Origin of the sequence: Anaerospora hongkongensis, from assembly GCF_004339805.1 — a bacterium.
Lineage (GTDB): Bacteria > Bacillota > Negativicutes > Sporomusales > DSM-15969 > Anaerospora > Anaerospora hongkongensis.
Genome location: NZ_SLUI01000007.1, coordinates 193,715 through 208,581 on the forward strand (window position 1 = coordinate 193,715; position 14,867 = coordinate 208,581).

Annotated in this window: 12 protein-coding genes; 10 read left to right on the plus strand and 2 right to left on the minus strand. The window is 48.8% G+C overall.

The window, feature by feature from the left end:
- The first annotated feature begins 10 nt into the window (after positions 1–10).
- From EV210_RS12035 to EV210_RS12080, 10 genes are all read left to right on the plus strand, one after another.
- Positions 11–613, plus strand: coding sequence for a DNA-3-methyladenine glycosylase family protein (locus tag EV210_RS12035; protein ID WP_132080604.1), 603 nt, complete (start codon positions 11–13; stop codon positions 611–613).
- A 159-nt stretch (positions 614–772) separates the two neighbouring features.
- On the plus strand, positions 773–2,752 hold the full coding sequence (locus EV210_RS12040; RefSeq protein ID WP_132080607.1) for a sigma-54-dependent Fis family transcriptional regulator: 1,980 nt from the start codon (positions 773–775) through the stop codon (positions 2,750–2,752).
- A 404-nt stretch (positions 2,753–3,156) separates the two neighbouring features.
- Positions 3,157–4,116, plus strand: a complete 960-nt coding sequence (locus EV210_RS12045) for a thiamine pyrophosphate-dependent dehydrogenase E1 component subunit alpha (protein WP_132080610.1) — start codon at positions 3,157–3,159, stop codon at positions 4,114–4,116.
- Between the two features lie 28 nt (positions 4,117–4,144).
- Positions 4,145–5,110: an alpha-ketoacid dehydrogenase subunit beta gene (locus EV210_RS12050; RefSeq protein WP_207900715.1), complete on the plus strand. Its 966-nt coding sequence runs from the start codon at positions 4,145–4,147 to the stop codon at positions 5,108–5,110.
- Between the two features lie 46 nt (positions 5,111–5,156).
- Complete coding sequence (locus tag EV210_RS12055; protein ID WP_132080613.1) at positions 5,157–6,176, plus strand: ATP-NAD kinase family protein; 1,020 nt, start codon at positions 5,157–5,159, stop codon at positions 6,174–6,176.
- Between the two features lie 5 nt (positions 6,177–6,181).
- Positions 6,182–7,378, plus strand: coding sequence for a dihydrolipoamide acetyltransferase family protein (locus EV210_RS12060; protein ID WP_132080616.1), 1,197 nt, complete (start codon positions 6,182–6,184; stop codon positions 7,376–7,378).
- Between the two features lie 22 nt (positions 7,379–7,400).
- Positions 7,401–8,120: a lipoyl(octanoyl) transferase LipB gene (gene lipB, locus EV210_RS12065; RefSeq protein WP_132080619.1), complete on the plus strand. Its 720-nt coding sequence runs from the start codon at positions 7,401–7,403 to the stop codon at positions 8,118–8,120.
- Positions 8,080–8,955, plus strand: a complete 876-nt coding sequence (lipA, locus tag EV210_RS12070; protein WP_132080622.1) for a lipoyl synthase — start codon at positions 8,080–8,082, stop codon at positions 8,953–8,955. The genes lipB and lipA overlap by 41 nt, the downstream gene beginning before the upstream one ends.
- A 35-nt stretch (positions 8,956–8,990) precedes the next feature.
- Positions 8,991–10,388: a dihydrolipoyl dehydrogenase gene (gene lpdA / locus EV210_RS12075; protein ID WP_132080625.1), complete on the plus strand. Its 1,398-nt coding sequence runs from the start codon at positions 8,991–8,993 to the stop codon at positions 10,386–10,388.
- Between the two features lie 17 nt (positions 10,389–10,405).
- Positions 10,406–11,107 carry an MBL fold metallo-hydrolase gene (locus EV210_RS12080; RefSeq protein WP_243650533.1) on the plus strand — a complete coding sequence of 234 codons (702 nt, stop codon included), beginning with the start codon at positions 10,406–10,408 and terminating at the stop codon, positions 11,105–11,107.
- A 127-nt stretch (positions 11,108–11,234) separates the two neighbouring features.
- Here the strand turns inward: EV210_RS12080 and clpB are convergent, their stop codons facing one another.
- Both clpB and EV210_RS12090 read right to left on the minus strand, forming a co-directional pair.
- Positions 11,235–13,832 (minus strand): ATP-dependent chaperone ClpB, encoded by a 2,598-nt coding sequence (gene clpB, locus EV210_RS12085; RefSeq protein WP_132080632.1) that lies wholly within the window; start codon positions 13,830–13,832, stop codon positions 11,235–11,237.
- A gap of 17 nt (positions 13,833–13,849) precedes the next feature.
- Positions 13,850–14,863: a DnaJ C-terminal domain-containing protein gene (locus tag EV210_RS12090; RefSeq protein WP_132080635.1), complete on the minus strand. Its 1,014-nt coding sequence runs from the start codon at positions 14,861–14,863 to the stop codon at positions 13,850–13,852.
- Positions 14,864–14,867 lie beyond the last annotated feature (4 nt).

Below are 14,867 nucleotides of genomic sequence, written 5' to 3' on the forward strand. Positions count from 1 at the left end.
GACGACGCTAGTGGCGATATTTCAGTATGGACAAAAAGAGCTCGACTATTTAAAAAAGAAGGACAAAAAACTGGGCGAAGCAATTAAGCGTATCGGGTTTATTGAGCGCGAAGTTATTCCTGACTTATTTACTGCCCTGGTAAATAGCATTGTGGCGCAGCAGATTTCCATGAAGGCCGTAGATACCATTTGGGGGCGCATGCAGGAGCGTTTTGGTGAAATAACGGCTGAAAACATGGCCGAGCAGGCGGTTGAGGATGTGCAGCAGTGCGGCATGACCATGAAGAAGGCTGTCTGGATAAAAAACATTGCTAAAGCGGTGTCGCAGGGGGAGCTTAACCTGAATGAGCTTTCGCAGCTGTCTGATGAGGAAGTCTGCAGGCGCCTTTGTTCACTAAATGGGATTGGCTTGTGGACTGCCGAGATGTTAATGACCTTTTCTTTACAGCGAAAAGACGTGGTAAGCTGGGGAGACCTTGCTATCCGGCGGGGAATGATGCGGTTGTATCATCATAAGAAGCTGGATAAGGCGAAATTTGAAAGATATAAAAAGCGCTATTCCCCTTATGGCACAATTGCTTCCTTGTATCTTTGGCGCCTATCAGCAGAGTAAGTTCAGGAGATGCCTGGTATATCGAAAGATAGCATACCGGGTATTTTTTTGTATTCTATGCTCAAGCAATATCAGAAACAGGATTTTAACCATATACGGGGAATGATTATTTATTAGATAATTCTGTTTCTTATTTTGCTGCGGGGAGTGAGTATACGCATGAGTGCCAATGATGATGATAAAGCAAGAGCATGGAAAAAATTCATTGACTGCGGAGAAATTGAAGCAGACTGCGTAAGCAGTGCTGTATCTCAGTCCTGGCAGTATTGTATGGAGCACAAGATTGATTATCGGGAAGGGAAAGGCTGTATTGACATTGATCAAACCGTCTTACAGGCTTTTCTGGAGCAAAATGAAGCCATTATCCGGATCGCCAAGCCGTTTATGCAGAATCTGTATCAGTTTTTTCGCAATTCTGGTTTTATTGTTGTTTTAGCTGATACTAAGGGGTATATACTGGAAAACTTCGGTGATGATACATGCCTAAAAAATGCACACTATCTTAACTTTGTTCCGGGTGCAAACTGGAGTGAACTTCAGGTAGGTACAAATGCTATTGGATTGGTCCTTTCCGGCAAAATCCCGGTACAAATTACCGGATGTGAGCATTACTGCATGGAGCATCATCGCTGGACTTGTGCGGCAGCGCCAATTTTTGACGAGCAGGGCAAAATGATTGCTGTTTTGGATATTTCCGGTCCTTGCTGCGCTGCCTATCCTCATACGCTGGGAATGGTAGTGGCGGCAGCGGAGGCAATTGCCATGCAGCTAAAGATACAACGACAGCACCGTGAGGCACTGCTTGCTCATAAACGCATGAATGGTGTTTTTCATGCTATGTCCGAGGGGATTATTATTGTTGATAAAGAAGGGGTAATCGTAACTACCAATAATACGACTCAGAAACTGTTTAAAACGTCTTCGACGGTAATGGGGCAGTCGGTGGAGGCAGCTTACAGCATGCTGGCACCGCTCACCCGAAACGTACTGAATAAGCAGGTAGGCTGCTTTGAACAAAAAATGCTGATACCTTCAAAAAATGGTGTAAAGCATTGCCTGGTATCAGGGGAAGCCATTATGGATGAAAATGGGATTCACGGTGCAATCATCATAATTAAACCATTGCAGCAAACTGTTCAAACCGGTTATCAGGCTAGTTTTCAGTTTAGTGATATTATCGGTCGAAGCCCGGCTATATCGGAAACTATCCGGTTGGCGAAACTGGCGGCTGCAAGTACCTCGAGCATTTTGCTGCAAGGGGAAAGCGGTACCGGGAAGGAAATGTTTGCTCAGGCGATTCACCGGCACAGCTCTCGCGGAAGCGGTCCCTTTGTTGCCGTTAATTGCGGTGCTATTCCGCGCGAATTAATAGGAAGTGAATTGTTTGGGTATGCAGAGGGTGCCTTTACTGGTGCCAAGCGGGGGGGACAGCCAGGAAAATTTGAGTTAGCTGCCGGAGGGACACTTTTCCTGGATGAAATTGGCGATATGCCGGTAGAACAGCAGGTAACATTGCTGCGGGTATTGCAGGAGAAAAAGCTTAGCAGAATCGGGAGTGAAAACATAGTCGCAATTGATGTGCGCATTATTTGTGCTACCAATAAAGATCTTCTGCAGGCGGTAGAACAAGGAACCTTTCGCCGTGATTTATATTACCGCTTAAATGTTATTTCTTTAGCGATTCCTCCGCTCCGTGAGCGAGGTGAAGACAGTGTTTTACTTTTCAGGCATTTCGTCGAATTGGCCGGACAAGAAAACAGCAGGAGCTATACGGTAGATACAGCCGTACTGGACTGCTTACGCAATTATAGCTGGCCGGGAAATGTGCGGGAATTATATAATGTGGTTGAGCGTGCCGTACATTTAAATGATGATGGCAGTATTACCCTGCTGCAGCTGCCGGCTGAAATATTACGTCCTGATATTCGCATACAGGCTTTGTCGGTTTCTCCCCTGACAGGACGCAGTTTATTTAAAGAAAAAAAACAACGGCAGATAGCTCAACAGGAATGTGCGGAGGTATTGGCATTATTGGCTCAGTATGGCGGAAATATCAGCCAGGTGGCAAAGCATATGGGGATAGCACGGACTACACTTTATCGCAAAATGCGTCTGTATTCACTTGAAGATCAATCATAAAGTGTAGTATCAATGTAGTGTAGTTGTAGCGACACACTGCACCAGTGCAATAGTATCAATACAATCTATTAAGATCGCAGCCCGTAAAGCTGGCAGCAGGAAACACCGGATAAAGAACCGGTGTTTTTTTTTGCCTGTTATTGCGGCAGATTTTTGGGTAAAAACGAACGGATAAGTGCATTTTACTGAAAAATTAAAAAAATATTTGGATAGTAGCTTAAAATTACGAAAGTTGGTATACCGATTGCTATATGTAAGGATAAGCAATTCATTAAGTTAAGAAATAGGAGGTGGAGGAAATGTAAAGCAGGTTGATAGGAAGCAGTTGGCAGACTGTTTTCATAAACTGTTTTTATGTAATAGCCGGAGAAGAGCTAGAAACTAATAAATATGGGGGAGACAAGATGAAAACTAACAAGGATGAGCTGTTGGCATTTTACAAAACCATGTTAACCATTCGTTACTTTGAAAATAAAGCGGTCGATCTATTCAGTGCCGGCAAGCTGCCCGGCTTTGTCCATCTGTATATTGGCGAGGAAGCTGTAGCTACCGGAGTGTGTGCCACATTAACCGCTAGAGATTACATTACCAGCACCCATCGCGGGCATGGGCATCTGATTGCAAAAGGTGGGAAAGTAGACTTGATGATGGCTGAGTTGTTTGCCAGAGCGACTGGATATTGCAAAGGCAAAGGCGGTTCCATGCATATTGCTGATATTGATTTAGGTATCCTTGGGGCTAACGGCATTGTGGGAGCCGGTCAGCCTATCTCTGTAGGGGCTGCCTTTGCCTGCAAGTATAAAAAGACAAATGATGTAGCTGTATGCTTTTTTGGTGATGCCGCTTCCAACCGGGGAACCTTCCATGAAGCGCTCAATCTGGCTGCTGTTTGGAAATTGCCGGTAGTATTTGTTTGTGAAAATAATAGCTTTGGCATCTCGAATCATCAAAAAAATCATATGAACGTCGGCGATGTGTCCGACAGGGCGGCGGCTTATGGAATACCTGGAATGTCAACTGACGGCAACGATGTAGTCGCTGTTTATGAAACCGCGCTGGCAGCAGTGGAACGGGCTCGCAAGGGAGACGGCCCCAGTCTGATTGAGTATAAAACGTGGCGTCATCGCGGCCATTTTGAAGGTGATCCGGGAGCTTATAAAGATCCGGCCGAACAGGAAAAATGGCTGGATAATGATCCGATTGTTAAGCTTTCACAAAAAATTATTGCGCTAAAGCTGGCTACTGCAGCAGAATTGACCCAAATTGAGCGCCAGGTAGAACAGCAAATTAATGAGGCTGTTGCTTTTGCTGAAAGTAGTCCCGAACCTGATATCCGGGACGTCCTGACTGATGTTTATGCCTAATTAAACTTGATACGAAAGGGTGAAGATCATGAAGATGACATATGCTGAAGCAATTCGGGATGGGTTAAGAGTAGCAATGAATCAAGATGGAAATGTATACCTGGCAGGGCAGGATGTTGGCCCTTTTGGCGGCTGCTTCGGGGTTACGACAGGCTTGTTTGGGGAATTTCCCGGCCGGGTGCTGGATACGCCCATTAGCGAAACTGCCATTGTCGGACACGCTGTCGGTGCGGCGGCAGCAGGCCTGCGACCGGTTGTAGAGATTATGTTTATTGATTTTATGGGTGTCTGCATGGATGAGCTTTTCAATCAGGCTGCAAAGATGCGTTATATGTTTGGCGGAAAGGCCAAGGTTCCAATGGTAGTACGAACACCATGCGGAGGTGGGATGACAGCCTCCGCCCAGCATTCGCAGTGTATAGAGGCCTGGTTTACACATATTCCCGGCATTAAAACAGTTATGCCGGCCACTCCGGCCGATGCGAAAGGACTGTTGCTTGCTGCTATTCGCGATGATAATCCAGTGATGTTTATTGAACACAAGCAGCTGTACAGCTTAAGTGACGAAGTTCCCGAAGGGGACTATGCCGTTTCCCTTGGTAAAGCGGCCATTAGGCGCTCAGGTTCAGATGTAACCATTGTTGCATGGTCCTGGATGGTACATAAAGCACTGCAAGCTGCCGAGGCTTTAGCCAAAGAGGGGATTAATGCGGAAGTCATTGATTTGCGCACGCTGGTGCCGCTGGATAAAGACAGTATTTTGCAATCAGTTGGAAAAACGGGCCGCCTGGTGGTGGTAAATGAGGCGGTTAGAACAGGGTGCTTTGGGGGAGAAATTGCAGCAATTGTAATAGAAGAAGGTTTCGATCTGCTGGATGCACCTATTGTGCGCGTAACAGCCGTGGATACACCGGTTCCCTTTAATCCGAATATGGAAGCTGCGTATTTACCGAATGCTGCCAAAATTATTGCTGCGGTAAAAGGACTGTTTTAGCTTCTCGCGCAGGTATTCAAGTTAGCAGCAAGGAGGGCGGCGCTTTGTGGCTACGGTGGGAATTATTGCTAACCCGGCATCGGGAAAAGATATACGGCGGCTGGTAGCCTACGGTACTGTTTTTGATAACCAGGAAAAAGTTAATATTGTTCGCCGGCTCTTACTAGGGCTGGCAGCTGCCGGCGTGGACCGGGTTTTGTTTATGCCTGATTACTATGGAATTGTGCCGAAGGCCATTCAGGGCATAAGCTGTTGTCAGTCTCTGAAGTTAAAAATCATGCCTGTCGATATGGAAATAACCGGTACCCAGCGTGATAGCCTGCTGGCAGCCCGCTTGATGAGGCAGGCTGGAGCCGATTGTTTGGTGACACTGGGTGGGGACGGAACCAACCGGATGGTAGCAAAGGGCTGCGAAGATATTCCACTAGTACCGGTGTCGACAGGCACCAATAATGTCTTTCCAGTCATGGTGGAAGGGACTATTGCCGGCCTGGCAGCCGGGATTATCGCCAAGCGCGGTCCTGATAACAAGGCGGGTGTAAACCAGACGAAATTATTAGTTGTTTATAAGAACGGCTGTCCCGTTGATAGCGCGCTCATTGATGCAGTAGTACTGGATCAGAGTTTTACAGGAGCACGGGCTATCTGGCATCCTGAAAGGATGCTCCAGGCAGTACTGACGAGAGGTGAACCGGATAATCTGGGGATTTCGGCTATTGGCGGTGCTGCACATCCTGTAGCGGCTTACGAACCCTGCGGATTATCGCTATGCTTCGGGACAGGCGGTACCTCTGTTGTGGCGCCCATTGCCCCCGGATTGATTCTTCCTATACCAATCAAGCAGTTTGAGGTAATACAAGTGGGAGCGTATGTGAAGATAGCAGCCGGACCATGTTTACTGGCTTTGGACGGGGAACGGGAAATGGAAGTAACGGAGAAGGATGAGGTTGCAATTCAGCTTACTTTTGCGGGTCCATTCGTGGCGGATAGTAAGGCGATATTGACAGACGCCGTTAAAAACAATTTTTTTACTTCGCTTGGGGAATTGAATGTCAAAGGAGTGTAAGGTAAATGGCTATTGAAATTACAATGCCGAAAATGGGTCTTTCCATGGTAACCGGTACGGTTGTGAAATGGCTAAAAAATGAGGGAGAGGCTATCAGCAAGGGTGAATCTGTTTTGGAGGTTATGACTGACAAGCTTACTAATACTGTTGAAGCACCTGGTGACGGTATTTTGTTGAAGATAGTGGCTCGGGAAGAAGAGGAACTGGAGGTAGGAGGCCTATTAGGCTTTATCGGCGCAGCCGGTGAATCGATAGCCTATACTGGCAAGCAAGCGACCGATGCAGCTGCCCCAATTCAGCCTCCGGTTGTGACAGGAGGCCGGACAAAAGCTTCACCCTTAGCCCGAAAAATAGCAGCTGAAGCCGGACTGGCTATTCACACCCTGTCAGGCACGGGCCCGGCAGGCCGGATTGTCCGGGTGGATGTGGAAAAAGCAATTGCTGCCCGTCAGGCGAAAGAGCAGCAGGCTGCACCATTACCCCAGATTGCTGCGCTGCCGGCAGTCAATCAGGCTGAAGGCCGATATACCGCTATTCCCTATACAGGAATGCGCAAAGCAATTGGTGATAATATGATCAGAAGCCGGGATACGGCAGTAAAAGTCGATTATCATGGCCGCGCCGATGTGAGCGAACTATTGGCACTGCGGCAAACCATTAATGCTTCGCTCGAAGAAAAGCTTACTGTTACCGATATGCTGGTTAAGATTGTAGCAATTGCCCTCAGAAAAATGCCGGCCGTAAATGTTGCTCTGTCCGGCGATCAAATCAAAATGTATCATGATGTTCATGTCGGCGTGGCAGTAGCCATTCCAAACGGTTTAATCGTGCCGGTTGTGCGCAATGCCGACAATAAAGCAGTTTCTCAAATCAGCCGGGAAATAAAAGACCTATCCCAGCGAGCCAAAGAAAACCGGCTGTCACCAAACGAGTTTCAGGGAGGAACCTTTACCATCAGTAATTTAGGTGCCTACCGGTCAGTAGAATTTTTCACACCGATTATCAATCAGCCCGAAGCAGCCATTTTGGGTGTTGGCAGGACTGTGGATACACCAGTGGCCGTAAATGGCGAAGTTATCATTCGTCCCTTAATGGGTCTTTCGCTGGTTTGCGACCACCGCGTGCTTGATGGTGCACCGGCGGCTGAATTTTTAGCCCTGCTGATAAACCTAATTGAGAATCCCTTTTCGGCATTGATTTAGGCGCAGTTTGAAGGAGTCTGAGATGAACAGAATAGGGTATTATTTGGAGCTGGGGCTTTGTGACTACGGCGAGATATATCACGTCCAGCAGCAGCTTAACCTTGCCAGGCAGCTGGGCCGGATCGGCGATACTTTTCTGGTTCTTGAGCATAAGCCTTGTTTGACAATTGGCAGAAAAGGCGGACAGGAGCATATTCGAGCTGACAAAAGCGTATTGCAGCAGGAAAATATCAAGGTCTATGAAACGAATCGCGGTGGAGACATTACTTATCATGGCCCTGGTCAGTTGGTATGCTATCCGATTATTGCCTTACAAGGGGAAGATCGTGATGTTCATGCCTTTGCCAGAAAAATGGAGGAGCTTTTGCTCCGTACCCTGCGATTCTTCGGCATTGAAGCCGAACGAAAAACGCAATATCCTGGAGTCTGGGCTGGCGATGCTAAAATAGGTGCGCTGGGGATCGCTATTCGCAAATGGGTGACTATGCATGGCGTTTCGTTAAATATCTGTCCTGATATGCGTCACTTTTCGTTGATAACTCCTTGCGGCATCAGTCAATTCGGTGTCACTTCGATGAAGAATATTTCAGGAATGACAGACATCGCTGCAGTGCGGTGCGAACTTAGGCGGCAGCTTGAAGAATTATTTCGTATTCGGCTTAAAAATATCAGCTTTGATAGTGTAAAGGGGATGACAGAGGATGCAAAGGAAACCATCCTGGCTGGTTGTTCCCGCACCTAAGCGGGATGATCTGGACTGGATGCAAAAGCTGCTGGGAGAGGGAAGGCTGCATACGGTATGTGAAAGTGCCGATTGTCCTAATATTGGCGAATGCTTTAGCCAAAAAACCTGCACGTTTATGATTATGGGGAATGTTTGTACGCGTCATTGCCGGTTTTGTGCAGTCAACAGCAGCAGTTTGCCACTTCCGCTGCGAATAGATGAACCAAAAGCTGTGGCGGAAACTGCCAGGCAGCTGGGGTTGCAGCATATTGTGGTAACTTCTGTGACCCGTGATGATTTGGCCGATGACGGTGCCGGTCATTTTGCCGCTACCATCCGGACGATTCGTGAGCTATGCCCTGCTGTTACCATCGAGGTATTGGTGCCGGACTTCCGAGGGAAGGAAGAATGTCTCAGGCAGGTCGTGGAGGCTGCTCCTCATGTACTCAGTCATAATATGGAAACGGTGCCTAGGCTGTACCGGCAGGTACGGCCGCAGGCTGTTTATGAACGATCGCTTGAACTGCTAAATCGTGCTGGACAGAGCGGCCGGAGTATTACTAAGTCAGGGCTGATGCTGGGATTGGGCGAGCGTTATGAGGAAGTGGTGCAAGTGATGCAGGATCTAAGAACGGCTGGATGCCGGATGATAACTCTGGGCCAATATTTGAGTCCTTCCCGACAGCATATACCGGTGGCAGAATATATTCATCCCGCCGTCTTTCAGCAATTAGAGCAAGCAGCCTATGCTTTGGGTTTCGGTCAGGTTGTAGCCGGTCCGATGGTCCGCAGCTCTTATCATTCTGCCCGCTCTTTTAATAACTTGCGCTCGACAGCGGCAAGCTGCAAATAGCTGGAATTATTAAAATGGAAACGGAGAGTTTAACGATGAAAAAACGGATTGTTGTTATTGGCGGTGGCCCCGGCGGGTATGTGGCAGCTATCCGCGCAGCACAGCTTGGTGCAGAAGTGCATTTGGTAGAGAAAGAATATCTTGGTGGAACCTGCCTGAACGTCGGCTGCATTCCCACCAAAGCACTCTTGCACACAGCCGAGCTTTATCATACGCTGCGCCATGGGGCACACGGCCTCACGATAGGCCAGGCGCAAATCGACTGGAAAAGCTTGATGGTGCGTAAAGAGAGCATTGTCAAACGACTGGTTCAAGGTGTGGCCGGGCTGCTCAAAGCCAACAAGGTTGAGCTTCATATGGGTCAGGCTGTTTTACAGGATGCCCATACTGTAGCGGTCTCCGGACCCACCCCGGTGCAACTGACAGCTGATATTGTGGTGCTGGCAGTGGGGTCGGTTCCGGTACAAATCCCTGTGCCGGGAGTAAATCATGCGGGTGTTATTGATAGTACAGGCGCTCTTAGTCTCCCGCAGATCCCCAAATCGCTGGTTATTATCGGCGGTGGCGTTATTGGCACCGAATTTGCTGCCCTTTATAATGCTTTTGGCACAAAAGTTACTGTAGTGGAAATGATGCCTCAGATATTGCCGCCTGTTGACGGACAAGTAGCAGCACGGCTGCGGGAGCATTTAGTCAACTTAGGCGTGACGTTTATGACGGAAGCGCGTCTAAGTGAAATTAAGAAAAAAGCTGCCGGGCTGACGGCACTGATTTGGCAGGGCAGCGAACAGCAGGAGGTAACCGGTGAATATATTTTAATTGCAACCGGCCGAAAAGCCAGTGTTGGTGGAATGGGCCTTGAAGCGGCCGGAGTTTTATTAGATCAGGGTAAAATCGTTGTTAATGAGCATTTCGCCACTACTGTTCCCCATATCTACGCAATAGGCGATTGTAATGCTCAGATTATGCTGGCCCATGCGGCATCGGCCCAAGGAGTTGCGGCTGTGGAACATGCATTGGGGCATCAGTCAGTCTATAATGGGGAGGTCATTCCATACTGCATTTATACCAGTCCGGAGGTAGCCGGCGTGGGCATAACCGAAGAACAAGCTCAAGCCCGGGGGCTGGCTTATAAGACAGGCGTGTTTCCCTTAATGGCGAATGGGAAATCCCTGATTGAAGGCTGTGAGTCCGGCTTGGTTAAAATTATTGCCGATGAACAGTACGGGACAGTTTTAGGAGCGCATATCGTTGGTCCCCGCGCTACTGATTTAATTGCTGAAATGGTGCTGGCCATGACGCTGGAGGCAACAGTGGATGAACTTATAGCGACCATTCATGCTCATCCTACCGTGAGTGAAGCAATAGCAGAGGCAGCCTTGCAAGTCCGAGGTCAGGCCATTCACTGGCCACCCGGAGTGAAGGTGGGGTAACCGTTATTACGATTACTGTGCTGCAATTGGGATTTTCTCAGGCTACACTCCTTCAATCCGATTGCAATGCTATTTTAATTGATACAGGCATTCGGGTAGGAGCAGAAAAATATGCCAGGTTGTTAGCTGCAGTGCAAATGGAGTTGCAGGACATTAAGCTGATAGTGATAACTCACGGACATAGTGATCATTATGGTGAGGCGGCGATGCTGCAAAAGCTTACAGGTGCTCCCATACTGTGTCATGAAAAGGCGGCAATGTATTTATCAAGCGGCCAGAATGCCGCCATAGTAGCGCGTAACGCCCTTGGGGATAAGGTAAGTAAATTGCTCCGGCATGATGTTCTGACAGCAGCTGTCCCTGTAATACCGGATATTACCATTACTGCCGGATTTGATTTAAGTTCCTATGGCTTCCCAGGCAAAATAATCCCTACACCCGGCCATACCGATTGTTCCCTTTCGGTAGTTCTTGCCTCCGGCCAGGCTGTCACCGGAGATTTAATTGTTGCAAATCCTTTTGGCGGTAAGCCTTGTTTGGCCTATTTTGCCGTCAGTGAACAGGCATTATTTGCTAGCGTCAAAAAATTGCTGGACTGTGCCCATACCCTATACAGTGGTCATGGCGGCCCCTTTTACCGGGAGGCTGTCAATAGCTGCCTGCTGGCAGAGTATAAGCACACAGGCCTAGACCTTTTGCCACGCATCTCTTTGCCCTGAAAACATAAGAAAATGAGGGTGACACATTGCTTTTCAAAAGCATTTTGCGTCATCCTCATTTCGTCTTTCTCATTGTTTGATGCAAGGAGTGTGTGTGATAATATTCGTGATAACCCTAAATGAGCAATTATACTGTCTCGGGTTTGAGCAGGACGCCTACAACGATTTTATCGCCGCTGGTGCTTAATTCTACATGGCTGCCTTCAGGTACTTCTCCTTTAATGATCTTTTTGCTAAGCTCGGTTTCAACAAGACGGCTGATCAGGCGTTTAAGCGGCCGTGCACCGAAGTTGGGATCGTAGCCTTCTTTGGCAAGCAGGGCCAGGGTCTTATTATCCCAAGAGAGACTGATGTTCAATTGTTTTTTGAGCCGCTTGTCCAGACTGTTCAGCAGCATGGCGGCAATTTCGCCAACCTGTCCGCTCGTCAGGGCGTTGAAGACAATAATATCATCGATGCGATTGAGAAACTCAGGCCGGAAGTGATGCTTCATGATTTCCAGAACACGCTCTTTGGCTGCTGCAAACTCATTGTTCAGGATTTCATGGGAACCAATGTTGGAAGTCATGATAATAACCGTGTTTTTAAAATCTACCGTGCGGCCCTTTCCGTCGGTCAGACGGCCGTCATCAAGAATTTGCAGCAGGACATTAAAGACGTCGTTGTGGGCTTTTTCGACTTCATCCAGGAGAATGACGCTATAGGGGCGGCGGCGAACGGCCTCGGTAAGCTGGCCGCCTTCGTCATATCCCACATAACCAGGCGGGGCGCCAATGAGGCGGGAAACGGTGTGCTTTTCCATGTATTCGCTCATGTCGATGCGAATCATGCTGCGTTCATCATCAAAGAGCACTTCTGCCAGTGTTTTGGCCAGCTCTGTTTTACCGACACCGGTAGGACCAAGGAAGATGAAGGAGCCGATGGGTCGGTTAGGATCTTTAATACCTGCACGGGCACGGATGACTGCTTCACTGATGGCTGTTACGGCAGCATCCTGGCCGACAACGCGCTTATGGAGCGTGTCTTCCAAATGGGTCAGCTTTTCCCGTTCGCCAGTGAGCAGACGAGTGACAGGAACACCTGTCCAGCGGCTGACAATCTTGGCGATGTCGTCTTCATCGACTTCTTCTTTCAGCATTACCTTATGGGAGCGTTTTTCCGTCAGCAGCGCCTCTTCATTTTTTAACCGCTGCTCCAATTCCGGGAGGCGGCCGTATTTCAGTTCGGCAAGCCGGTTCAGATCATAGCTTCTCTCGGCGGCTTCCATTTCGGTACGGACTCCTTCAATCTCCTTTTTGAGATTTCGCAGACGTAAAATACCCTGTTTTTCCATCTGCCATTGTGCTTTTAATGAGTCGGCGGCCTGCTTTAAATTAGCAAGCTCTTCGCCAATCCGGTGCAGCTTTTCCGCCGAGGCTGGATCGGCTTCTTTTTTCAGTGCCTGTTCCTCAATTTCCAACTGCATTACGCGGCGCAGTGAGTCATCCAGCTCACTGGGCATAGAGTCGATTTCTGTACGGAGCTTAGCGGCAGCTTCATCAACAAGATCGATTGCTTTGTCCGGCAGGAAGCGGTCGGTAATATACCGGTCGGATAAGACGGCAGCTGCAACAAGGGCCGCATCTTTGATGCGGACGCCGTGATGAACTTCGTAACGTTCCCGTAAACCCCTTAAGATGGATATGGTGTCTTCTACATCAGGCTGATCAACCATAACAGGTTGAAAGCGGCGTTCCAGGGCGGTATCTTTTTCAATGTGCTTGCGGTATTCGTTGAGGGTGGTGGCGCCGATGCAGCGAAGTTCGCCTCTGGCAAGCATCGGTTTTAAGATATTGCCGGCATCCATCGCACCTTCGGCAGCACCGGCACCAACCACGGTATGCAGCTCATCGATGAAAAGAATGATTTTCCCGTCTGATTTTGTTATTTCAGCCAGCACGTTTTTCAGACGTTCTTCAAACTCTCCACGGTATTTGGCACCGGCTACCATTGAGCTAAGGTCAAGTGAATAAACCGTTTTGTTTTTTAAGCCTTCCGGAACATCACCGGCTATGATCCGGCGGGCGAGGCCTTCGACAATGGCCGTTTTGCCGACGCCCGGTTCTCCAATCAGCACCGGATTATTTTTGGTACGGCGCGAGAGGATCTCTATTACCCGGCGGATTTCTTCGTCGCGGCCGATTACGGGATCCAGCTTACCGTCGCGTGCCAGGTCGGTCAAATTCCGGCCATATTTGTTGAGTGCCTGCATGGCCTCTTCCGGATTATCAGAGGTGACCGTTCTGCCACCGCGAAATTCGTTAATAATCCGCAGCATCCGGCTGCGGGACAGGCCTAATTCCTTGCAGGCGGTGACAACATCCGCATCGCCGTCTTCCACAATAGCCAGCAGCAGATGCTCGACACTGACATATTCGTCCTTCATAGAGGCCGCCTGGTTTTCCGCTACTGCCAATACCCGGACCATTGCGGTATTCATGCGCAGTGTCGTATCCTGACCGCGGACGGAAGGAATATTTTTAACGAGCTGCTCCGCTTTGGCCTGCAGTACATAGGGCTGGATCGCAAATTGGGATAATAGATAAGCAATAATTCCCTCGTTGTCTTTGGCGAGAGCCAGCAGCAGATGGCGGGTAGTTAATTCCTGGTGGTAGTTGAGCGCTGCAAGCTGCTGGGCTTCCTGCATGGCAGCAGAAGCTTTCTGGGTAAATTTATCTTGAGCCATATTGGGTTACCTCCCTGTTACTGTTTTTTTAGGCGCAGTTCCTGAATTTGCCGGTATAATGACGTTTCCTCTTCCGATAGAACAGCCGGGATATCAATGCGCACTTTGAAATAAAGATCTCCCCGTGAACCATCTTTTTTAGGCAAGCCCTTACTTCTCAGCCTGAGCTTCTGGCCGTTATGAATTCCTGGCTGCAGCTTAAGCTGTACCTGACCATGAGGCGTGGGCACCTGTAGTTTGTCGCCAAGCACGGCTTGTTCCGGAAAAACGGTTAGTTCCGTTTCTAAATCACTGCCGTTTATCTGCCAGCCGCGAGTGACACCGGCCTTGAGATGCAGATAGAGATCGCCGGGAGGACCGTCACCGTAGCCTTTACCGCCCAGCCCTTTCAGGCGAAGGGTGGCACCGGGGTAGAGGCCGGCAGGAATGGTTACTTTAACCGTTTTGCTGTCTTCGGTTACGCCCGTTCCGCCGCAGGCATGACAGACTCCCCGCTGTGTGAAACGTTGTCCGCCGCAAGCCGAACAGGCGTTAGGGACAGCGAGCTGCAGTTCTTTTTCCACACCCCGGATCAGCTCATCTACTGATAAGCTGATCTGAGCATCAATATCTTCGCCTTTATAAGCCGCAGACCGGTATTGCTGGCCGCTGCCCTGATGAGCTCGGGCAAAATCCTGACCAAAAAACTGGGAGAAAAAATCGCTGAAGCCAAAGCCGTTAAGATCAAAATCTTGCGGCTGCTGATAACTGTAGTTATAGCCACCACCCATGCCGGAAGGATCAAAGTTAACCTCATCACCGGCTTGCCAGTTCATGCCTAGTTTGTCATATTTGGCCCGTTTCTCAGGATCGCCTAAAACTTCGTATGCTTCATTAATTTGTTTAAACTGTTCTTCCGCCTTTGTTTTGGCATCACCCTGATGAAGGTCAGGATGATGTTTTCTGGCTAAATGGCGATAGGCTTGTTTGATTTCTTTTTCCGAGGCGCTTTTGCTGACTCCCAGTACCTGGTAGTAGTCGATGTATTGCATAAGC